This window comes from Rickettsiella endosymbiont of Rhagonycha lignosa, assembly GCF_964031165.1.
Lineage (GTDB): Bacteria > Pseudomonadota > Gammaproteobacteria > Diplorickettsiales > Diplorickettsiaceae > Aquirickettsiella.
Map to the genome: position 1 here is coordinate 47,082 of NZ_OZ035011.1, position 22,511 is coordinate 69,592.

22 protein-coding genes are annotated in these 22,511 nt (G+C 35.6%); 8 read left to right on the forward strand and 14 right to left on the reverse strand.

Features of this window, described 5'->3' with window-relative positions; all coding sequences use genetic code 11:
• Positions 1-116 precede the first annotated feature (116 nt).
• Positions 117-1,931 carry a translational GTPase TypA gene (typA, locus tag AAHI99_RS00245; RefSeq protein ID WP_342227695.1) on the reverse strand — a complete coding sequence of 605 codons (1,815 nt, stop codon included), beginning with the start codon at positions 1,929-1,931 and terminating at the stop codon, positions 117-119.
• Positions 1,932-1,975: 44 nt separating this feature from the next.
• Between typA and AAHI99_RS00250 the strand changes: the two genes are divergently transcribed.
• The 7 genes from AAHI99_RS00250 to ispH all read left to right on the forward strand — a co-directional run bounded on the left by AAHI99_RS00250 (position 1,976) and on the right by ispH (position 8,269).
• On the forward strand, positions 1,976-2,623 hold the full coding sequence (locus tag AAHI99_RS00250) for a hypothetical protein (RefSeq protein WP_342227696.1): 648 nt from the start codon (positions 1,976-1,978) through the stop codon (positions 2,621-2,623).
• Between the two features lie 252 nt (positions 2,624-2,875).
• On the forward strand, positions 2,876-3,622 hold the full coding sequence (gene ubiE, locus AAHI99_RS00255) for a bifunctional demethylmenaquinone methyltransferase/2-methoxy-6-polyprenyl-1,4-benzoquinol methylase UbiE (protein ID WP_342228383.1): 747 nt from the start codon (positions 2,876-2,878) through the stop codon (positions 3,620-3,622).
• Positions 3,619-4,224, forward strand: coding sequence for a ubiquinone biosynthesis accessory factor UbiJ (locus AAHI99_RS00260; protein WP_342227697.1), 606 nt, complete (start codon positions 3,619-3,621; stop codon positions 4,222-4,224). Before ubiE ends, AAHI99_RS00260 begins: the two co-directional genes overlap by 4 nt.
• Positions 4,221-5,885 (forward strand): ubiquinone biosynthesis regulatory protein kinase UbiB, encoded by a 1,665-nt coding sequence (gene ubiB / locus AAHI99_RS00265; RefSeq protein WP_342227698.1) that lies wholly within the window; start codon positions 4,221-4,223, stop codon positions 5,883-5,885. The genes AAHI99_RS00260 and ubiB overlap by 4 nt, the downstream gene beginning before the upstream one ends.
• A gap of 220 nt (positions 5,886-6,105) precedes the next feature.
• A complete protein-coding gene (locus AAHI99_RS00270) occupies positions 6,106-6,459 on the forward strand; it encodes a response regulator (protein WP_342227699.1) in 354 nt (117 codons plus the stop codon).
• Positions 6,460-6,491: 32 nt separating this feature from the next.
• Positions 6,492-7,184 carry an ankyrin repeat domain-containing protein gene (locus tag AAHI99_RS00275; RefSeq protein ID WP_342227700.1) on the forward strand — a complete coding sequence of 231 codons (693 nt, stop codon included), beginning with the start codon at positions 6,492-6,494 and terminating at the stop codon, positions 7,182-7,184.
• Between the two features lie 107 nt (positions 7,185-7,291).
• Complete coding sequence (gene ispH / locus AAHI99_RS00280) at positions 7,292-8,269, forward strand: 4-hydroxy-3-methylbut-2-enyl diphosphate reductase (protein ID WP_342227701.1); 978 nt, start codon at positions 7,292-7,294, stop codon at positions 8,267-8,269.
• Positions 8,270-8,308: 39 nt separating this feature from the next.
• Here ispH and aqpZ read toward each other — a convergent pair whose 3' ends face one another.
• From aqpZ to AAHI99_RS00295, 3 genes are all read right to left on the reverse strand, one after another.
• Positions 8,309-9,001, reverse strand: a complete 693-nt coding sequence (gene aqpZ / locus AAHI99_RS00285) for an aquaporin Z (protein ID WP_342227702.1) — start codon at positions 8,999-9,001, stop codon at positions 8,309-8,311.
• 102 nt (positions 9,002-9,103) lie between these two features.
• Complete coding sequence (locus tag AAHI99_RS00290) at positions 9,104-9,496, reverse strand: type IV pilin protein (RefSeq protein WP_342227703.1); 393 nt, start codon at positions 9,494-9,496, stop codon at positions 9,104-9,106.
• A gap of 89 nt (positions 9,497-9,585) precedes the next feature.
• Entirely contained in the window at positions 9,586-10,545 is a 960-nt protein-coding gene (locus AAHI99_RS00295) for a S49 family peptidase (protein ID WP_342227704.1), read from the reverse strand.
• A 281-nt stretch (positions 10,546-10,826) separates the two neighbouring features.
• On the opposite strand from AAHI99_RS00295, the gene clpB reads away from it, so the two are divergent.
• Complete coding sequence (gene clpB, locus AAHI99_RS00300; RefSeq protein ID WP_342227705.1) at positions 10,827-13,430, forward strand: ATP-dependent chaperone ClpB; 2,604 nt, start codon at positions 10,827-10,829, stop codon at positions 13,428-13,430.
• Here clpB and AAHI99_RS00305 read toward each other — a convergent pair whose 3' ends face one another.
• The 10 genes from AAHI99_RS00305 to AAHI99_RS00350 all read right to left on the reverse strand — a co-directional run bounded on the left by AAHI99_RS00305 (position 13,431) and on the right by AAHI99_RS00350 (position 22,500).
• Positions 13,431-13,907 carry a hypothetical protein gene (locus AAHI99_RS00305; RefSeq protein WP_342227706.1) on the reverse strand — a complete coding sequence of 159 codons (477 nt, stop codon included), beginning with the start codon at positions 13,905-13,907 and terminating at the stop codon, positions 13,431-13,433. It abuts the gene before it with no gap.
• 11 nt (positions 13,908-13,918) lie between these two features.
• Positions 13,919-14,215: a hypothetical protein gene (locus tag AAHI99_RS00310; protein ID WP_342227707.1), complete on the reverse strand. Its 297-nt coding sequence runs from the start codon at positions 14,213-14,215 to the stop codon at positions 13,919-13,921.
• 64 nt (positions 14,216-14,279) lie between these two features.
• On the reverse strand, positions 14,280-15,647 hold the full coding sequence (purB, locus tag AAHI99_RS00315) for an adenylosuccinate lyase (protein ID WP_342227708.1): 1,368 nt from the start codon (positions 15,645-15,647) through the stop codon (positions 14,280-14,282).
• 20 nt (positions 15,648-15,667) lie between these two features.
• Positions 15,668-16,003: a ribosome hibernation-promoting factor, HPF/YfiA family gene (gene hpf / locus AAHI99_RS00320; RefSeq protein ID WP_342227709.1), complete on the reverse strand. Its 336-nt coding sequence runs from the start codon at positions 16,001-16,003 to the stop codon at positions 15,668-15,670.
• Positions 16,004-16,218: 215 nt separating this feature from the next.
• Positions 16,219-16,944, reverse strand: coding sequence for an LPS export ABC transporter ATP-binding protein (gene lptB, locus AAHI99_RS00325; RefSeq protein WP_339050580.1), 726 nt, complete (start codon positions 16,942-16,944; stop codon positions 16,219-16,221).
• On the reverse strand, positions 16,941-17,486 hold the full coding sequence (gene lptA, locus AAHI99_RS00330; RefSeq protein WP_342227710.1) for a lipopolysaccharide transport periplasmic protein LptA: 546 nt from the start codon (positions 17,484-17,486) through the stop codon (positions 16,941-16,943). Before lptA ends, lptB begins: the two co-directional genes overlap by 4 nt.
• An 8-nt stretch (positions 17,487-17,494) precedes the next feature.
• Entirely contained in the window at positions 17,495-18,067 is a 573-nt protein-coding gene (gene lptC, locus AAHI99_RS00335) for an LPS export ABC transporter periplasmic protein LptC (RefSeq protein ID WP_342227711.1), read from the reverse strand.
• Between the two features lie 173 nt (positions 18,068-18,240).
• Positions 18,241-19,212 (reverse strand): KpsF/GutQ family sugar-phosphate isomerase, encoded by a 972-nt coding sequence (locus tag AAHI99_RS00340; RefSeq protein ID WP_342227712.1) that lies wholly within the window; start codon positions 19,210-19,212, stop codon positions 18,241-18,243.
• A 226-nt stretch (positions 19,213-19,438) separates the two neighbouring features.
• Positions 19,439-20,752 (reverse strand): nitrate/sulfonate/bicarbonate ABC transporter ATP-binding protein, encoded by a 1,314-nt coding sequence (locus tag AAHI99_RS00345; RefSeq protein ID WP_339050585.1) that lies wholly within the window; start codon positions 20,750-20,752, stop codon positions 19,439-19,441.
• An 11-nt stretch (positions 20,753-20,763) separates the two neighbouring features.
• Positions 20,764-22,500, reverse strand: a complete 1,737-nt coding sequence (locus AAHI99_RS00350; protein WP_342227713.1) for an ABC transporter permease — start codon at positions 22,498-22,500, stop codon at positions 20,764-20,766.
• Positions 22,501-22,511: the final 11 nt, after the last annotated feature.

Below are 22,511 nucleotides of genomic sequence, written 5' to 3' on the forward strand. Positions count from 1 at the left end.
TAATTTCCAAAGCTTGAGTTTAGAATAAGTTTTCATAAATACTATGAGTATACAACAGGTTTTCATAAATTTTTAGAGTAAGCAACATGAACTTAAACAGGATCAAAAAAGCTTATTTAAACATCCCGTCCGGAACGTTTACGTTCATGTTCTTTCAAAAACTTTTTACGTAAGCGTAAATAATGCGGTGTGACTTCTAATAATTCATCATCTGCGATAAATTCTAACGCTTGTTCTAAGGAAAATGTTATGGGGGGAGTCAAAATGATGTTTTCATCTGAACCTGAAGCTCGAACATTCGTGAGCTGCTTCCCTTTTACGACATTAACAACTAAGTCGTTATCGCGCGAATGAATACCTACGATCATCCCTTCATAGACATCAGTTTGCGGGCCTATTAATAGTTTTCCACGCTCTTGTAAATTAAATAGGGAAAATCCAGTTGCTTTACCGACTTGATTGGAGATCATGACACCATTTGCTCGATTAGCTATTGTCCCTTTTTTCACAGGACCGTAATGATCGAATACATGGTGCATCAATCCCAAGCCAGAAGTCGCAGTTAAAAATTCTGTACGAAAACCAATTAAAGCGCGCGTGGGGATTTTATAATCTAGCCGGACGCGTCCTTTACCATCAGATACCATATCTATTAGATCGCCACGTCGACTACCTAATTTTTCCATGATGTTACCTTGATGTTGTTCTTCCAGATCTACGGTTAAGTTTTCGTAGGGTTCTTTCAGCTCACCATCAATTTCCTTTAGAATAACTTCAGGACGAGATACACCCAATTCATACCCTTCACGACGCATAGTTTCGATTAATATCGATAAATGCAATTCTCCTCTTCCAGAGACGCGGAATCGATTGGGATCTTCTGTATCTGCAACTTTAAGCGCAACATTATGTAGTAGTTCCCTGTCGAGACGCTCTCTAATTTGGCGACTGGTAACAAATTTTCCATCTTTACCTGCAAAAGGCGAGTTATTAACCTGGAAGGTCATGCTCATCGTAGGCTCATCAACTATCAAAGCGGGTAAAGCTTCCACTAAGTTAGGATCACACAACGTGTCAGAGATATTTAGCTTATCAATACCTGTTACGGCTATGATATCACCCGCTTCTGCTTGATCAATTTCTATACGTTCTAAGCCGCGATAACCTAAAATTTGTAATATACGAGCAGGCCGAGTTTTTCCTTCTCTGTCAATTAATACAACTGGCATATTAGATTTAGCGCATCCTCTCTGAACCCGACCAATACCAATAGTGCCTACATAACTGGAATAATCCAAGGTGGTAATTTGCATTTGAAAGGGGCCTTGAGGGTCGACTGCGGGGGGGGCAACTTTATTAATGATAGTTTCAAATAAAGGAGTCAGATCAGAGCTTGGTTTTTTAATGTCTAATGTTGCATAACCTTGTAAAGCAGAAGCATAGATAATAGGGAAATCTAATTGTTCTTCGGTTGCGCCTAAACGATCGAATAAATCAAAAACTTGATTAATAACCCAATCAGGACGGGCGCTGGGCCTATCAATTTTATTAACGACGACAATAGGCTTTAGACCTTTAGCAAAGGCTTTTTGCGTAACAAAACGTGTTTGTGGCATAGGGCCATCTACAGCGTCTACTAACAGTAAGACAGAATCTACCATAGCCAAGATACGCTCCACTTCTCCGCCAAAGTCAGCATGTCCAGGGGTGTCGACAATATTAATACGATAACCATGCCACTCGATGGAAGTATTTTTCGCGAGGATAGTGATGCCACGCTCACGTTCCAGGTCATTACTATCCATAATACGCTCCACTGGAGCAGCCCTGCTCGAGAGAGTGCCGGATTGTTGTAATAATTTATCAACAAGTGTGGTTTTCCCATGGTCAACATGGGCAATTATGGCGATATTACGTATATTTTGGATCATGATAGTTTAAGAAATTAGGTATTAGGAATGTTCAAAAAGAGTGCATGATAACGCAAAGTAAGGCATTTCGGCTAGCGTGTTCTACACTCATAGAAAGGCAATTAATATTGAGAGGTTTTATCATGGGTGTGCTTTTATTGCAACCAACTACTACAGCTCAATGGCAGTCTTTGGTTAAGGATGCAAAATCTAGCAGCAATCTCAGATTGAACAATGAATTGGAAAGTTACTTGGTTTTTTTATTAGGGTACTATAATCATCGACCTGATATCGCCAATTCAGTTTTAGCGAAAGAATTTCTAGCTAGCATGACTGAAAGATGCTCTAGGCAACGAGAGTGTTTACGCGAGGTAGGAGATAAATGTTTATTGTTTGCCGGATTTTTTCCTGAACAGGCTGAAAAGAGACATGTAAAAATAAAGTATTTTATTGAGCTAGGTCAATCAGCCTATATTCAGGTAGCAAGCTTGTCAAAAGCAGGTTCCGCTTCTTTATATAGTGCCTTAAGTTATGATTTTATTAGCTTGATGGAAATCTTACATGCAATTCGGGGTTTAAGTGATCCAGCTAATGTGTTAACCCCCTTACAAGCCTTGGAGTTATGGACCGATGTTAAAAGTCCGCACGCTTTAAGAGTGTTGTGTAGGTATACATCCACTTCTACTTTTACAGGATCACAACTTAAGCATTAGTTTCTATAATTCACACATTATTTTCTACTACTTTGATTCAGTTAAAATATTGGATTGAAGAAATTAAAAGCTTAGCTACATTTAGCTTTTTATTTAATCATTTGATTAATTTAAATCATACACATTTGAAAATTATTGAATTTATGAGTTATTAAAATGAGTCATTTTCTTGCTCAAAATCAGCTAGGTAGTTAAGATAGAACAACTAGAATAATGATAATCCTTATGCCAGATTCTCCATCGAGCATTAAAATGAATGAAACCTTGACTACAGATTTTGGTTATCAAAGTATTCCCGTGAGTGAAAAAAATAACCGAGTGGCTGAAGTTTTTCAGTCAGTAGCAGGCAAATATGATCTTATGAATGATCTGATGTCTTTTGGGTTGCATCGTCTATGGAAAAAATTTACGGTGGAATTATCTCAACTTCGTAAAGGAGATAGTGTACTTGATGTGGCAGGAGGTACTGGTGATTTGGTAAAAGCATTTGCTAAACAAATAGGACCGCAGGGTAATGCAATTTTGTTAGATATTAATGCTGCTATGCTAAATATAGGACGAGATCGGCTACTGGATTCAGGATTTTCGGAAATAAGCTCCATCCAAGCCAATGCAGAGTATTTACCTTTTGCGGAGGCCAGTTTTGATTGTCTGAGTATAGCTTTTGGATTACGGAATGTAACGAATAAGCAAACTGCACTAAAATCTATGTATCAGGTTTTGAAACCAGGTGGTCGTTTACTTGTTTTAGAGTTTTCTAAACCTATATTAGGGTTTTTACAGAACTTATATAATCGTTATTCCTTCGATTTCTTACCTAAATTAGGGGAATGGATTGCTAATGATGAAGCAAGTTATCGTTATTTAGTTGAATCCATACGCCGACATCCCGATCAAAAAACACTTCAGACACTCATCTTAGACACTGGATTTGATGAATGTGAATACTATAATCTTAGCGGTGGAATAGTCGCGTTACATAGAGCGTGGAAATTTTGATTAGCTCCAATATAATATTATCTGTTCAAGAAGCGATACTTAATCGTTATCTAAACCTCGACCCAGAATCTAAAAAACATTTGCGTCAATTATCTGGGAAGGTAGTAAAGATAGAATGGGGCTCACTTATCTATTATTGGCTTTTTAAATCCGATTCAATTTATTTAAGTAAAGATTATAACGGACCTGCTGATTTAATATTACGCGGTTCAACTTTTGATTTTTTACGCATGGCATTTATAAAGAAAGATAAAGCATTTACAGATATTCCTCTACAGGTTATGGGTGACATGGAGTTTGGAAAACAATTTAGAGATTTTTTTTCAACTCTTGAGATAGATTACGAAGAACAATTATCAAAAAAAATAGGTGATGTTATAGCATACCCCTTGATACAAGCACTTAAAACAATAAGTCTTTGGGCTAGACAAAATATAGAAAATCTTGGGCAAAATGTAACAAATTATGTCCAAACAGAAATGAATTGGTTGGTCCCAGACGAAGAATTACAGTTTTTTTTTTCCGATGTTGATGATCTGCGCGACGATTGTGCTCGATTAGAAGCTCGGATAAATTCCTTGCAAAAAGGATTGAATGGATGAAAGCTATTTCTCATCTAATGCGTTTAATGCAGATCAGTTTTATTCTTTTTCGTTATAATCTAGATGAATTAATGTTTTCTCTAGATCTATTCAGGCCTTTACGTTTTTTTGGATATTTAAATCCTTATCGAAGACTTAATAAAAAGATGTCTAGAGGAGAAAGAATTCGTCTTGCACTAGAAGACTTGGGTCCAATATTTGTTAAGTTTGGTCAAACTTTATCAACACGTCGTGATTTTATTCCAATTGATATTGCTGACGAATTAGCAAAGCTACAAGATCGTGTGCCTCCTTTTCCAGGAGAAGAAGCAAAATCTATTGTTGAAGCTTGTATTAGAAAATCCATTCCAGAAGCATTTTCTCAATTTGATATTAATCCTTTAGCGTCGGCCTCTATTGCGCAGGTTCATACCGCTAAGTTGTTGACTACGGGCCAAGAAGTTGTGGTTAAAGTGTTAAGGCCGGGAATTTATAAAAAAATAAATCGAGATATTGATTTATTGTATGCTTTAGCGAATTTGGCTTTACGTTATTGGCGATCTGCCAAACAACTTAGACCTCGTGAAATTGTAGCAGAATTCGAAGCTTGTTTAAAAGACGAATTAGATTTATTACGTGAAGGTGCTAATGCCTCACAATTACGACGTAACTTTTTTGATTCTGATTTGCTTTACATTCCAGAGGTATTTTGGCCGTACACCTCTCATAAAGTCCTAGTCATGGAACGTATTTATGGTATTTCAATTTCTGATATTTCTACTTTAAAAAAACAAGGAATTAATTTAAAGAAATTAGCGGAACGAGGAGTTGAAATTTTTTTTACGCAAGTGTTTCGTGATTGTTTTTTTCATGCTGATATGCACCCAGGTAATATTTTTGTTTCACCTAAAAATAAAGAAAATCCTCAGTATTTGGGTGTTGATTTTGGAATTATGGGAAGTTTAAGTCCAGATGACCAACGTTATCTCGCCGAAAATTTGTTAGCATTTTTCAATAGAGACTACCGTCGTGTGGCCCAATTGCATGTTGAATCGGGTTGGGTTGCAGAAAATACTAGGATAAATGAATTTGAGGCAGCAATACGCACAGTATGCGAACCAATTTTTGAAAGACCTTTAAAAGAAATTTCTTTTGGACAATTACTTTTAAGATTATTTCAGACTGCTAGAAGATTTAATATGGAGGTGCAGCCGCAATTGGTACTATTGCAAAAAACCTTGTTTAATGTTGAAGGTTTAGGGCGGCAATTGTATCCAGATTTGGATTTATGGAACACAGCCAAACCTTTTTTAGAACATTGGTTACGCAAACAAGTCGGACCACGGGCCTTTATACGAAAAATTCGAGAATATGCCCCCTATTGGGCAGAAAAGGTTCCTGAAATTCCAGATTTAATATATCAGGTAATGCTTGAGTTACGTCATTTAAAAAAGAAACCAAAATGTCTTTATTGCGCAGTAGAAAAAGAAAAAAAACAAACACGTAAAAAATCCTTCTGGTTTATAGGTTTAGGTATAGCTACTGCCTGTATAGTTTGGGTTTTGTTAGATTTAAGTGTTAAGGATATAACACATTTAACATCTAGGAATTTATGGATTTTAGGCTTAGGAGGTTTGGGGTTATTTTTAGGCGCGATGATTAATTTACGAAAATTAAATTAATTTTACTTTAAACACGGAGTGTTTATGGGATTTTATGGATTAAATCTAATATCGTTCCTTATTATTTTTCTGATTGCTTTGTTATTATTTGGTCCTAGATATTTACATATAATTTTAAAAGATTTGACAATTTCAGGGCGAAACTATATTAAGATTTTATTAAAATTAAATAATGCAAAATCAAATGATAATAAATCCGAATCCGAAACAGATATTACTAGTGGATGATGATGAACTATGCTTGAAAGTATTAACTCAATACTTAGATGAAGCTCAATATACCTACATAGCTTGTAAAGATGGCCAACTTGCTTGGAATTATTTACAACAAGATCCAGACAAATTTTTTGTAGTTTTAAGTGATAGAATTATGCCCAATCTCCATGGTTTGCAATTATTAGAAAAAATGCAAAAGAGAAAATTAAATATTCCATTAGTATTATTTTCTGGTGAAGCAAACAAAGAAGAAAGATGTGAAGCAATCAAGCTTGGAGCATATGATTTTTTTTATAAACCTATATCTAAAGAATTACTTTTTGCAGTGTTGAAAAAAATAAAAAAACAATTAGTATAATTAATAATAAGTAGTTATAAGGAGAGAAAAAAATGCTTAAATCTAATCTCAATTGGGAAAATAATTGCTTATTTACTTTAGCAAATATAGGAGATGTCAATTTATTTAAGTATTGGCTAGATAAACAAAAATTAAATATTGATGCTCAAGATGAAGAGGGTGATACTCCCTTACATTATGCAGTAAGAGGAGGACATATTGATCTTGTTATGTATTTGTTAGAGAAAGGTGCGATCATCAGCTGGAATGAGAATCGGCAGTCTCCTTTACAACTAGCATATAAATTAAATCAACCTAAGATAAGTTATGAAATTACTCAATCCATCATTAAAGGGAAAAATGCAATTGATGAAAGTCAAAAATTAGATTTTTTTATTAATAATTTTATAAAATTTTTAATAAAAAACTATCTTAATAGAAGTATATTTATTCGTTTTTCGGCTAAGCATAATGAAAGAGCCAAGGCTTTAATCGTTGCGGCACGGCTCTGTAGCTCGGTTAACGAGTTTAAGGATTTATTGAATAATCAACTCAATCTATTTAAAAATACTCCCACACCTCCTTTATCTAATGAAATAATTGATAAGCGATGGTCTGAAGTGATTAAAAATAAGCCATTAAATGTTAATAAGTCACAATTTTACAATACCTTAAATACTTTTGTTACGAAAAGACTTGATAATAATATAAGTAATAAAAGCTTTAGGAACATTCGTCAACGCTAAATTTATTAGAAAGATTAGTATCCTTTAGTTGCGCAGTGTTTTCCTACATAAAGCTTGCAATTTTTTTTCACATCCCTAAACTAAGTCCTTAATTTAAGAGCTGTGCTATGAAAATTGTTTTAGCTAATCCCCGAGGTTTTTGTGCCGGCGTTGATCGTGCCATAGAAATTGTTAAAAGAGCATTAGAGCTATTTGGTGTGCCCATCTATGTCCGCCATGAAGTAGTTCATAATCGAATTGTGGTTGCCGATTTAGAACAAAAAGGTGTAATTTTTGTTGAACATATCGATGAAATACCACAAGGTGCCACTGCTATTTTTAGTGCCCATGGTGTTTCTCAAGCCGTTCGTGAATCCGCCAAACGACGTAATTTAAAAGTTTTTGATGCAACTTGTCCTTTAGTAACTAAGGTGCATATGGAGGTGGCACGTTATAATCGTTTAGGTCAAGAGTGCATCTTGATTGGCCATGCGGATCATCCAGAGGTAGAGGGAAGCTTAGGACATTATGATAATCCAGCCGGAGGGATTTATTTAGTAGAAAATACTCAAGATGTTGCTACGTTAAAAGTTAAAAATCCTTGCTCCTTAAGCTACGTTACACAAACGACTTTATCACTGGATGATACTAAAACTATTATACAGGCTTTAAAGCAGCGTTTTCCTGAAATTGCCACACCTAAAAAAGAAGATATTTGCTATGCAACGCAAAATCGTCAACTTGCGGTTAAAGAATTAGCAAAAAAATGTGATATGGTATTGGTTTTAGGGTCTATTAATAGTTCCAACTCTAATAGATTGAAAGAATTGGCCGAACGTTTAGGTAAACCTGCGTATTTAATTGATACGGCTAAAGATATCCAATCAACCTGGATAATTGGAAAAGAATCTATTGGTATTACTGCAGGGGCGTCTGCACCTGAATTTTTAGTCCAAGAAGTTATAAAATATCTAAAAACATTTCCTAATTGGCAAGAATGTTTGGTTTCCGAATTAATAGGTATAGATGAAAACGTTGCTTTCGCTCTACCACGTGAATTACGCACGCCATTAGAAATCACTACTGAAACAACAATTTTATATTAGAAATTATATAAAGAATTTTTTGTTTTATCGATCAGGAGCTTATTTTTCATTTCCCCATAGATATCTAAATAAGCTTCCCCCCATTATTCCACCGATTAAAGGAGCCAGCCAAAATAACCAAAGCTGATGGATAGCCCACCCTCCTACAAATAATGCTGGGCCTGTGCTTCTGGCAGGATTAACAGAAGTATTTGTAACTGGAATGCTAATTAGATGGATTAAGGTCAAGGCTAAGCCAATGGCTAGGGGAGCAAAATGACTAGGTAATTGCGGGTTAGTCACACCTGTGATAACGATTAAAAATAAAAAACTCATGGTTATTTCGCATATGAAACAAGCCAATAATGAGTAATGACCTGGTGAATGAAGCCCATAACCATTGCTGGCAAAGCCATTTTGTAGATCAAACCCCTGATGTCCACTTGCAATCAGATATAAAACAGTTGCGGCTAGTATGCCTCCTATTACCTGAGCAATAATATAACTAGGGACTTCTTTAAGGCTAAATCTACCCGCAGCCCAAAGACCTATGGAAACGGCAGGGTTTAAATGACAACCAGAGATTGGAGCAAATACGCAACACATGGTTAGCAAGCTCAAACCAAAAGCAAAAGCTACACCCAAAAAACCTATACCTACTAGAGGAAATTTAGCGGCTAATACAGCACTACCGCATCCGCCTAATACTAGCCAAAAAGTACCTAAAAATTCTGCTAATAGTTTCCTTAGCATATTAAATCTCCTTGAAAATCAGATGGAAGTATAGCAGTAGAAAATATTTTTCAATATAGCGGATATACAAGGTAATATAAAACCTTAAAAACTTAATTTTCATTACCAGCACTGCTTCGAACCGATGCCGGCATTAGTTTTTTCTCCTAATTGATTAAGCATAAATAGATAACATTCAGAATCGGAAAATTTAGCTTTGGCGGATAATTGATAACTGCTGGTAGTGCTTTTAAGGACCAATTGATAAAAGTTTTTTTCAGTAACATCGTTTAGATGTAACTTGTTAAAGTTCGCGTCTTTGTAACTATTATTATTTCCAAGATAATAAATTTCCATCTGTTGGGCAAGATTTATTAAAGCAATTTTCGCTTCAGTACGGTGAGTTTTCTTCAGAGCGTGAATGTAAATAGGATAAGAGATTGTAGCTAAAATACCGACTATAAATAAAACGATAAGCAGTTCGAATAAGCTAAATCCACATTCAGTATTTTCCATGATAAATTCCATCTTATGCTTTATTTTTAAAATTAAAAATAAAGCATAAATAAGAGTTTATACAAGTTGTTTATAAATATTTTTATTTTTTAACGAAATCCATGAGGTAAAATACCCAAGTTTGTACTTATTTGTTGTGCGAACGCAGCACCCATTCGATCAGAAAGTTGTTGTAATAGGCCAGGTTTGACGGTGTAATCGACAATATTTTTATTTTTAATTAAGTCTTGAGATAAGCTATTTAAATCTCCAAAACCGTCTATAAGTCCTAAAGATAATGCTTGTTCTCCTGTCCATGCTAAACCAGAAAATAACTCGGGATTATCTTTTAGGCGATTTCCGCGCCCCTGTTTAACGGCACGAATGAATTGTTGATGAACATTTGCAAGCATGCGTTCGGCAATGAGCTTTTCATCTATTTTTTCAGGTGAAAAGGGATCTAAAAAGCCTTTATGGTCTCCAGCTGTTAATAGGCGACGTTGAACACCGACTTTCTTCATGGTATCAACGAAACCAAATCCATCCATTAAAACACCAATTGAACCGACTAAGCTGGCAGGATTAGCATAGATGTCGTCACTAGCTGAGGCTATATAATAAGCTGCAGATGCACAAAGATCATCACATACAGAATACAATTTAGTCTTAGGGTATTGATGGCGTAAATAGCGGATTTCATTGTAGATTTGCGCCGCTTGAACTGGACTGCCTCCAGGACTATTAATACGCAAAATCACTGTACGAGTATTTCTATCCTCAAAAGCATTTTGCAATCCTTCAATTACGTTATCAGAGCTTGCAGTTGAATTATCATCAATGACACCTCTAATATCAACAAGTCCGATATGAGCTTTTGTTTTTGAAGCAGTGGGTAGATTACTTGTTGTTGGCCATAAAGCTAACAGAAGACCTAAAAGAATTATAAAAAACAAGAATTTGAAAAAAATATTCCAGCGTCTTTTGCGACGTTGTTCTTTTAAGGTATCAAAAAGTAATTTTTCTATGGTTTTGCGTTGCCATGCTGGATCATCTAATAGTTCTTCTGTCATAGAACTCCCCATTTAAATTTTTGAAATAAGAGTATAAATGCGCATAGTTTAACTCTTTTTGACTAGCCAGGACATATTTCGGCTGAAAATTCAAAAATCTTACTTCTTACGCCCAATTACTACACAATAGCTAGGTAATTTTTACCGAGTTAAATTTATACTTAAATTGTCTAAAATATTGATTGCTATGCATTTTTTTAGCTAAATTGACTTGATTTTTTCTAATTAGACTAAACTATTTATAAGATATAAATCTTAATAAGTGGTAATTAGAGGGGAATATGAGTCTTAATAAATTAACCAGTCAGTTTCAAAACGCCTTAGCGGAATCTCAATCTCTCGCTATCGGGCAGGATAATGCTTTTATTGAACCCATCCATTTGATGTCTGCTTTGTTGCAACAAGAGAATGGTACGGTTAAACCTTTATTGAGTAAAGCTAATGTTAATTTAAATCAATTAACTAAAAACTTGGATGAGGCAATTGCGCGTCTACCTAAAGTTCAGACTGCAACTCCAGGAGAGATTTATCCTTCTAAAGAGCTCGTTCGCTTACTGAATGTATGCGATAAGCTTGCACAGCAACGAAATGATGAATATTTAGCAAGCGAATTATTTGTACTTGCAGCTATAGATGATAAAAATATTTTGGGTGAATTATTAAGAAAAGCGGGCGCTAGCAAAGCTTTGCTTGAACAAGCAATAAAAGATGTAAGAGGCGGAGAGGCAGTGAATGATTCTGAAGCAGAAGGTCGTCGCGGCGCTTTGGAAAAATACACTATTGATCTAACAGCGCAGGCATCCCAAGGAAAACTCGATCCAGTCATTGGACGTGATGATGTGATACGTCGAACTATTCAAGTGCTGCAAAGACGAACAAAAAATAATCCAGTCCTTATTGGTGAGCCTGGTGTTGGTAAAACTGCTGTAGTGGAAGGACTTGCGCAACGAATTATTAATCATGAAGTCCCAGAAGGATTAAGAAACAAACGTTTACTTGCTTTAGATATGGGCTCACTGATTGCTGGAGCTAAATATCGAGGAGAATTCGAAGAACGATTAAAAGCCGTTTTAAATGAACTGGCAAAACAAGAAGGACAAATTATTTTATTTATTGATGAGTTGCATACCATGGTGGGTGCGGGAAAAGCAGAAGGAGCTATGGATGCAGGAAATATGCTAAAACCTGCTTTAGCGAGAGGTCAATTGCATTGTATTGGTGCAACTACTTTAAATGAATATCGGAATTATATTGAAAAAGATGCTGCGTTAGAACGCCGTTTTCAAAAAATTTTAGTAGATGAACCTAGCGTTGAAGATACTATAGCCATTTTGCGCGGCTTAAAACAACGGTATGAGATTCACCATGGTGTTGAAATTATGGATTCAGCTATTGTTGCTGCAGCCACTTTATCTCATCGCTACATCTCTGATAGAAACTTGCCTGATAAAGCAATTGATCTTATTGATGAGGCGGCTAGTCGGATTAGAATCGAGATTGATTCTAAGCCAGAAAAATTGGATCGTTTAGATAGACGATTAATTCAGTTAAAAATTGAACGAGAAGCCTTAAAAAAAGAAACCGATGAGGCTTCCAAGATTAGATTGGAAAATTTAGAAAAAGAGATTACTGAGCTTTCAAAAAAATATGCTGATCTCAATGAGGTTTGGAAGGCTGAAAAGGCAACTTTGCAGGGGGAGCAAAAAATTAAAAGTGAGCTTGAAAAGGCACAATTTGAGTTAGAAAAAGCGCGTCGTTCTGGCGATCTAAATCAAATGTCTGAATTACAATACGGTCATATCCCCGCCTTAGAAAAAAAATTGGTCGCAGCTCAGAAGATGGCAAAAAAAGAGCCTCATTTAGTGCGCAATAAAGTGAGTGAAAAGGAAATTGCAGAAATTGTTTCACAATGGACCGGCATTCCAGTTGCTAAGATGCTAGAAGGTGAGCGAGAAAAATTATTACATATGGAAGATGCGTTACATCGACGTGTGATTGGTCAAGATGAAGCGATTGCTGTTGTGGCGAATGCTATTCGACGTTCACGTGCGGGATTGTCAGATCCTAAGCGCCCGATTGGGTCATTTATTTTTTCAGGGCCGACCGGTGTTGGTAAAACAGAAGTGTGCAAAGCATTAGCAAGCTTTTTATTTGATTCTGACGACGCTATGGTGCGTTTAGATATGTCAGAATTTATGGAGAAACATTCTGTGGCACGTCTAATTGGTGCTCCTCCAGGATATGTCGGTTATGAAGAAGGGGGTTATCTTACCGAAGCAGTTCGTCGGAAACCTTATTCTGTAGTCCTTTTAGACGAAATTGAAAAAGCACACGCAGATGTATTTAATATCCTATTGCAGGTATTAGATGATGGTCGATTAACAGATGGGCAAGGACGCACAGTGGACTTTCGTAACACTGTTATAGTGATGACATCAAATTTAGGTTCGCAAATTATCCAAGAGTTGACGTCGAAAAAAGATTATGCAGCTTTAAAAAGTACGCTTATGGATATTATTGCGCAACATTTTCGACCGGAATTTATTAATCGTGTTGATGAGGTAGTTGTATTTCATGCGTTGTCTGAAAAACAGATTCATAAAATTACTTTAATTCAATTGGAAAGCCTACGTGAACGTCTCGGTGATCGTGATTTACAACTAGAAGTTAGCGAAGCTGCGATTAATCATATTGCTAAAATGGGTTACGATCCTGTTTATGGTGCACGTCCTCTAAAACGTACTATTCAACAAGAATTGGAGAATCCGATTGCCAAAGATATGCTCGAAGAAAAATTCTTACCCGGAGATAAAATTTTTGTAGACTACATTAATGAAAAAATAAAATTAACGGCAAAAAAAACAAATCTTAAAACTAAAAAGTAATTATTCTTTATTTAATTTTTCGTTTAATCTTTGATTATTTGGCAGTGTAGTTAAATAAATAGGATATTTTATAATATCAAAATAGGGAGAATAATCAAAATCGCGGGGTGAATACAGTCTTGGATTGCTTTTGTAAAGTTTAGTGCTATTTTTTTCAGTTTTTAAAATAGGTAATATTGGAAAATTGACGGATTGAAAAGCCTCAGCTAATAAGGAAGAACAGCTTTCTTTGGTTCTCATCCCTGGCTTGTAATTAAATAATGTAGAGTGCCATCTACCGGGTAAAAGTGGCCAAGGCATTAAAAAACGCCCTAAATCAAAAATTAATCTAAAATCATACTCTATACCTAATTTTTTTATAGCGTAGTTAATGATTTTTTGTCCTTCTTGATAAGAAATATTTCTTGGACGACAAATGCGAGTATGCTCTTTTTCATATTTTTTTAATGGCGAGATTAAAGCCCCTTTTCCTAACAAACTTTCAAATACTAATTGTTCGTTTGGATCACCAGAGTAAAACTCGATATTCTTTTTTGCATATCTTTATCTTCAATGTCGTATAAACGACCAATATACAGTGCAGCATGTGACCAGGAGCTGTGGGTAATGACTTTAATTATTTGACTAATACGGTTGCGACCTTCTATTAATAAAACATCGCAAGGACGTAGTTCATAACGAAGTTTGCTAAAATCACTTAAGGGGACAGTTTGAGATGGTTCTACTTCCTTATTTAGCCATTTAAAAAAAAAGTTAAATAGTTTGTTTGTTAAATCCATTTGCATAAGGGTTTCCAAATACAATTTTTCTAAAATCTTATTTAATTAATAATATAAACGCATTAAAATTTCAGATTGATTGTGCCAGCTCAGTCGCATAACCTAAATAACTAGTAGGCGATAATTCAAGTAATTTTTCTTTGATATCGTCAGGAATTTTTAGTTCGTTAATAAATTGATGAAGGGTTTCTTGATTAAGTTTTTTACCTTGCGTCAAGATTTTTAATTTTTCGTAGGGCATTTCAGTAGCATATCGTCTTAAAATAGTTTGTATGGCTTCAGCCAAAATTTCCCAATGTTGATTAAGATCTTCAAGCAATTTAGTATCATCGATGGAAATTTTTTCTAAACCACACTGTAAACTATTGTAAGCAACTAAATTATATGCAAACGCCGTTCCAAGATTACGTAATAATGTTGAGTCTCTTAAATCACGCTGCCAACGGGAGATAGGTAAGGTTCTTGAAAAATGTTGATATAAGTTATTAGCTAAACTGAGATTTCCTTCAGCATTTTCAAAATCGATGGGATTAATTTTATGCGGCATGGTCGATGAGCCAATTTCACCTATTTTGACTTTTTGTTTGAAATAACCCAAAGAAATATAACCCCAAAAATCGGCTGTCAAATTTATTAATATATTATTAATCCGTTTTAAACTATCACAATATTCTGCAATATAGTCATGAGGTTCAATCTGTGTAGTATAAGCATTCCAATCTAAATTTAGACTGGTTACAAATTTTTTACTAAGCTCAGGCCAATCAATCTCAGGATAAGCAATCCGATGAGCATTGTAATTGCCAATAGCGCCATTAAATTTACCGTAAATTTTTACTGCAGCGAATATTTTTTCCTGAGCTAATAAGCGTTGAGTAAAATTCGCAAATTCTTTACCCATTGTCGTAGGTACAGCGGGTTGGCCGTGCGTACGACCCAGCATAGGATGTGTGGAGTATTGATGTGAATATTTTTTTAAATAAATTATTAATTGCTGAATTGCAGGGAGTAAATGTTGAGTCCGTACGTCCTTGAGCATTAAAGCATAAGCTAAATTATTAATATCATCAGACGTACAGCCAAAATGTATAAATTCACGGATTGATTCGAACTCTGGATTTTTAGCTAGTTTTTCTTTTAAAAAATACTCAACGGCTTTAATATCGTGTCGCGTTGTTTTCTCTAATGTTTTAATTCTTTCAGCATCTTCCAAATTAAAATTTTCAATAATATGATTCAATTGTTGCTGAGTTGTTTGAGAAAATGCAGGAATTTCCTTGATACCAGAATGGTTAGCCAGGGCTTCTAGCCAGCGTATCTCAATTAATACTCTAAAATAAAATAAAGCATATTCGCTACATAAGGGACGCAAACTATCGGTTTTATCTGAATAACGACCATCAATAGGAGAAATTGCGGTTAAAGGATTGAGTTGCACAGGGGCCTCGATAAGTTTATTTAAAGCTCTTCGGATTCCTCTGGACCATATTTTTCTGATCTATCATGTCTTTTTTCTTTAATTTTTTGTTTATGTTTATTAATTTGCTGCTCTATTCTGTCAATTAAATTGTCAATTGCAGAATATAGATTTTCATTTTCAGCACTAGCATAAAATTCAGTACCATGTGTATGAACTAGCGCTTTAGCGACTTGATCTAAATTTTCAAGACTTAATGTGATATGTATGGCAGTAGTTTTATGAGTTATACGTTCCAGTCGTTTAAACTTATCTAGTATATATTGTTTTAAAGCGTCCGTAACTTTAATACCATCATCTGTAATAGTAATTTGCATTAGACCCTCTATCTTTATAATGTATTGTCTTTGATATTCTAAAATAATTTAGTGATTATACCTTAGGTTGAACAGTAAAGTAGAGCACGATCTATTCCCTAGAGTATTTTTTAACCCTAAGGGAATTTTTAAAGAAAGGCGGAAATTTAATTTTTTTCATAGGACAATTTGAGTAAAATTTAAACAATTTTTATCTATTTTACACAGATCTATGACTATAGATCAAATTCATGACCCAAATAGACTTCCCTAACACGTTGATTATTTAATACTTCTTTTGGAGTCCCCACATAGATAGTTTCTCCTTCACTCACTATATAAGCACGTTTACAAATCGTAAGAGTTTCTCGAACATTATGATCGGTAATCAAAACTCCGATGCCACGCCGACTAAGATGAATAATCATGCGTTTAATATCAACAACAGAAATGGGATCGATTCCAGCAAAAGGTTCATCTAATAACATGAATTTTGGCTCCATGGCCAAAGCACGGGCAATTTCAACACGACGCCGTTCCCCACCCGATAAGCTAATTCCTAATGTATCGCGGATATGAGTTATATGGAACTCATGAAGAAGATTTTCGAGATGTTGTTTACGTTGTTCTTTTGAAAGATCTTTACGTAATTGGAGTATAGCGAGAATATTATCAGCGACAGATAATTTACGAAATATTGAAGGTTCCTGAGGTAAGTAACCGATGCCTGCCTTAGCACGAGCATGCATCGGCAAACGAGTAATATTATGATTATCTAATAAAATTTTACCTTGTGCACTTTCAATTAGACCCACAATCAAATAAAAGCTTGTGGTTTTTCCAGCGCCATTAGGGCCTAACAAACCTACTACTTCTCCGGTTTCTAGTTCTAAAGAAACATTTTTGACAACAACGCGAGAATGGTAGCGTTTAGCCAAATTGATAGCTTGTAATTTACTCATGAGCGAACAGGTTGCAATGGTGCTATTAGTATTTGAGTATGCCCTTCTTTTGAGATAGGGGAACCAACGGTTTTCTTTTTAAAATCATAGTTAATTTGGGGGCCTTTGAGATGATTTTGTCCTTGCACAATCTCAGCATTACCCACAGCTTCTAACCAATCTTTCTGTGGATAATAATAGATCGTATTTCCAGTAGCAATTAACTTGGGTTGATTAGGAAATATAAGTGCCCGATAGCGTGCTGGATTTCCAATCGCGATTACTTTGGTGACTTGACCATTCTGGTCAGAATAACTGGTGGCATAGTCTGCTGTGAGAACTCCGTTCCCTTGAGTCAGCTTAATATGTCCCTGATAGATGCCTAATTTTGTTTCATTATTATATGACAAGGTATCAGATTCAAAATAGATAGTTTGTGCTAGATCTTCTGGATTAGCATATACAGGGATAGAAAGAGTACTAATTATGGATATGGCTAGAAATAATAAATAGCTTTTATTTATTTTAGATGGCTTTTTTTTCAAATGATCTTGAACCAACATCTTAAACCTCATTTACTTTTTGCAGGTTTGAGTTGCCCCTTTACTTGAGATAACAGTCGAATCGTTTTCCTATTAAAATTAGCGTGTAATCCTACAGCGTGTATCTCTTGATTTATCTGCGTTATTACGACTGGGGCGGACGTGTCAGCCGTTTTTTCTTTTAGATGAATATCTAAAGTGGATGTCGTTAGGGTTGAGACAGTTTTATTAGCGGGTCCTTGTTTTTGTTCAAGTTTGACATTATCCCAAAGCTGTAGAAGATCTTTACTTTCTTTCAGTTTGCCATAAAGAGATGAAAGTTGCCATGACTCTTTATTTTTTAAAAATAAAGTGAAAATAGGTGTGGTGAGAGAAATAATTCCGTCTAAGGGATAATGGATTGATAAAGGGGTGTTTAATTGATCATAAAGGTTCCCTGATTTATCAATATGGTAGACTATAACTTTTGTTGCGTAGGCGTCAGGTTGGTTTCCAGTAATAGCCGAGTTAACAGGTCTAGTTAGCTGTAACCATGTATACCATGTGCCTAATAAAATTAAAAAAATAAGAATAAGATTAATCAATAGCGTTTTAGAAAACATACTATTATATGGCTAGTTTAAATGGTTTAATTTATGTGTTTTTAATCATTACGAGCATCTGATCACGGCAATCCAGCAAAAAGCTTAATTTTTCCTGATACCACCCCTTACCTAACGTTCGGTCTGGTCATGACGGGCTCATTAATTTTTTTTGTTCTGTGCTAAGAAATATTTTAAGTAATTCTCTGGCTCAGAATATCATGAATATGCACAACGCCGAGAGGTTTTTTATCTTCATTTACAATAATTAAAGTAGTTATCTTGCTAGCTTCCATTATTCGCAAAGCTTCGGCCGCTAACCTATCTTTACTTATTGTTTTACAATTAGAGGTCATTACTTGATCGACCGGAGTACTCTGAAGATTTAATCCTTGATCTATTGCTCGCCTAAGATCGCCATCAGTAAAAATACCTAAGAGACGTTGATTTTTGTCAGTAACTATGGCCATTCCCAGTCTTTTCTGTGAAACTTCAAATAGAGTCTGAACTAAAGGAGTTCCAGATTTTACGTTTGGAATAGCTGCTCCGGTGTGCATTATATCAGCTACTTTTAATAATAAACGCCGACCCAGTTGCCCTTTTGGATGAACCTTAGCAAAATCATCACTACTAAAACCACGCATATCAAGCAGTGATATTGCGATGGCATCACCCAAAACTAACGCTGCTGTACTGCTCGAGGTTGGAGCTAAGCCTAAAGGGCAGGCTTCTTGCTCTATAGGGATATGCACAGTGACGGTTGCTTGTTGTGCTAAAGTAGATTGAACATTCCCAGTTATAAGTATAAAAGGAATATTGAGCAGTTTGAGTGTAGGAAGAATAGTAATGAGCTCGTCTGTTTCTCCTGAATGTGAAATAGCAAGGACCACATCTTTGGAATTAATCATGCCAAGATCACCATGATTCGCCTCAGCTGCATGAATAAAAAAGGCGGGACTTCCTGTACTGGCTAAAGTAGCTGCGATTTTATTACCAATATGGCCTGATTTACCTATCCCAATGACAACGATATGGCCTTGGCAATTTAAAAGGAATTCACACGCTTGTTCAAAATTCGAGTCAATTTGGTTTAATAAACTCAAAATGGTTTTTCCTTCTGTTTCAATTACTTTTCGAGCAGACTCGGAAAATTTTTTAGTATGCATCAGTTTTAACCATAGAGAAAATTAGAGTAGACCACTTGCGTAACCTGCATAATAGACTTGATTTCATCGTTAAACGCTAATTTACTGCCTTCATTTACTCATGTAAATTCCGGTCCTCGATTTATCGTTTGCCCTGAACTCAAGCTCATCACTGAGTTATACAAATTGCTTAATAAATTAAATTAAATTATCATTTAAATTTTGCTTAATGTTATATTTTATTGACTTAATTCGGATTCTCTAAGCTTAGCATCCCTGTATTGTTCGCATAAGCAAAGAGCTCTGCGTAACGACCCCAATCAATCACAGTACGCAGAACACGTTCAGCTTCTTTTTCGCTCAAATAATCTTCTAATTCATTCAAGAAACGTTCTCGAGACGCACGTTGACCGGTTGTGCGTCTTTCTTCTAGAACTTGCCGTATATGCTTTGCTAAGGGCACATAACGTAATAAATGAGCAGCAAAGATTTTTTTCCGCTCTAAGATATCAGCATTTGCAAATAATTTTCCAGCTTCGGTTAGGATTAATTCTCCATTATTGACATGAGCAAAACCTAAAATATCTAATACTTCGGTTAATGGGAATAAATCATCGACATCTAAATGAAGTGATTCAGTAAGCTCAGGTAAACTAATATGTCCTTGGTATTCAGATTGATCTAAAGTTTCAAGTAAACCTGTTAATTCAGAAATATCAGCATCAGGAAGACGATAACCTATATCGGTGATGCGAGGTAACTGTTCTTTAAGTAACAATTTTTTACGTTCGTCCATTTGACGGGTAATTAAGGAATATATTTGATCGACATATTTTCGAAATTCAGGGTTTTGCTCATTTCGTGGATAAGGTAAATCAATGATCAATTCTGCTCGTATGCTGCCAGGATCGCTATCAAATACGATGACACGATTTGCGAGCAAAACAGCTTCTTCAATATTGTGTGTTACAAATAAAATTCCCCGAGTCCCTGTTTGTTTTGCTTCCCATAAATCAAGCAGATCGCTTTTAAGATTATCAGCCGTGAGCACATCCAAGGCTGAAAAGGGTTCATCCATTAATAAAACATCTGGATTAATGACAAGCGCACGTGCAAAACCTACACGTTGGCGCATTCCACCGGATAATTCTTTTGGATAAGCAGATTCGAATCCATCGAGGCCGATAATATCGATAGCTTTTAAAGCTCGAGTTCTGCGTTCATCACGAGGGACTCGCAAGGCTTCGAGACCTAATTCAACATTTTCTAAAACGGTTAACCAGGGTAAGAGAGCAAAGTTTTGGAAAACCATCGCCATGCCTTGTACAGGTCCATTTACAACTTTTTCTCGATAAGTTACTGTACCACTGCTCGGCTCAGAGAGACCAGAAATGATGCGTAATAGTGTAGATTTTCCTGAGCCTGATTTACCTAGTAGTGCAACAATCTCATCTTCATAAAGTTGGAAATTAACTTTATCTAGTACTAATAATTCTTGTTGTTCAGCTTTTTTAAAGGATTTACTGATATCTTTTACAGTAAAAATGGGTTTCTTATTCATGTTATTCCCTCCTAGTCCAATCGATAACGTGACTGAGCTAAATTGTATAATGGACGCCAAACTAAATGATTCATAACTAAAACAAACACACTCATCATTGCCATTCCGAGCGCCACTCTTGGAAAATCACCCGCATCAGTCGATTTTGCAATATAAGCGCCTAGTCCAGTTGCGGTGAGTGTAGTAGAACCCCAACTGATTACTTCGGTTAAGATAGTCATATTCCAACCTCCGCCAATCGCTGTAATGGTACCTGTTATCCAATGAGGAAAAATTCCAGGTAAAACTAAACGATGCCACCATTGCCAACCTTTAACACCAAAGTTGCTGATTGCTTCTTTTAAATCTTCTGGTAGAGCGGCTGTGCCAGCGATAATATTAAATAAAATGTACCATTGTGTGCCTAGCAACAATAATGGTGTGGACCATATCTCGATATTTAAGTGGTATCTTAAGATTAAAATAACCGCAACAGGGAATAAGACGTTTGCTGGAAATGCTGCTAAAAATTGTGCAATAGGTTGTACCCATTCCGCAATACGACGATTTAATCCTATGAAAACTCCAATAGGGATCCAAATGATACTAGCTATTAAAATAATGGTAATGATTCTTAATGCTGTTACACAACCTAAAAATAGTACATGAATTATTTCATGTAATGAAAGATGCTTTAAAATAAAGTGTAATAATAGCCAAAGTGATATAGACACCATAAGTGTAATACAGCTATACCAAATAATTTCGATCGATTTATTAGGACTAGTTTTTTTGAATATAGCTTTCTTTTTTATATCCTTTGAAAAAGAAATATTGACGATGGCATCACCTAATTTCCCAAAAAAACGACCTAAGTATTTTAATATATAGGTTTGTTGTAAGAGTATATTAATCCATGAACGAGATACATATTCTTGACTAACTTGCTCAAATGTAAATTTTTTTGACCAATTTAATAAAGGTCTGAAAAGGAGTTGGTCATAAAGTAAAATGACAATGAGCATAGTCAAAATAGTGTAAATCACACCTGAAATGCTGGCTTGACTGATAGCAAGTCCTAGATAAGAACCAACACCAGGTAATACGATAGTTTGATTATTGACAGAAATACTTTCCGATGCAATTAGGAAAATCCAGCTGCCTGACATAGACATCATCATATTCCATAATAACCCGGGCATACTAAAAGGAACGTCAAGACGCCAAAAACGTTGCCAGGCAGATAAATGAAACATATCAGCAGCTTCTTTCAATTCAGTAGGTACCGAGCGTAGGCTTTGATAGAAGCTGAGTGTGATATTCCAAACTTGAGCAGTAAAAACTGCAAAAATAGCCGCAGCTTCAGGACCAAGTCTACTTCCATGAAATAAAGCGATAAACCCTACTATGGTAATAGATAACAGACCAATAACAGGGACAGACTGTAAGATATCAATGCAAGGGATGATAATGCTAGCGGCGCGTTTACTTTTAGCGGCTAGAGTTCCCACAGTAAAGGTGAATAATAAAGAAAATGCCATGGCCGTAAACAAACGTAAAACGGTAAACAAGGCATATTTAGGTAGTTGATGAGGATCTAAGGATAGTGCTAAGGTTTGACCGACTTGATAAGGAGCTGACATTTGTTTGCCTGCCCAAACAAATGCAGCAAGCATCCCTAACACAAAAATAAAGGCAATTAAATCCCAACCATTTGGAAGGATTTTGAAGGAATTTCTAAAAGAAAATCGATTGTAGAAAGTTGACATGGACCACCCCC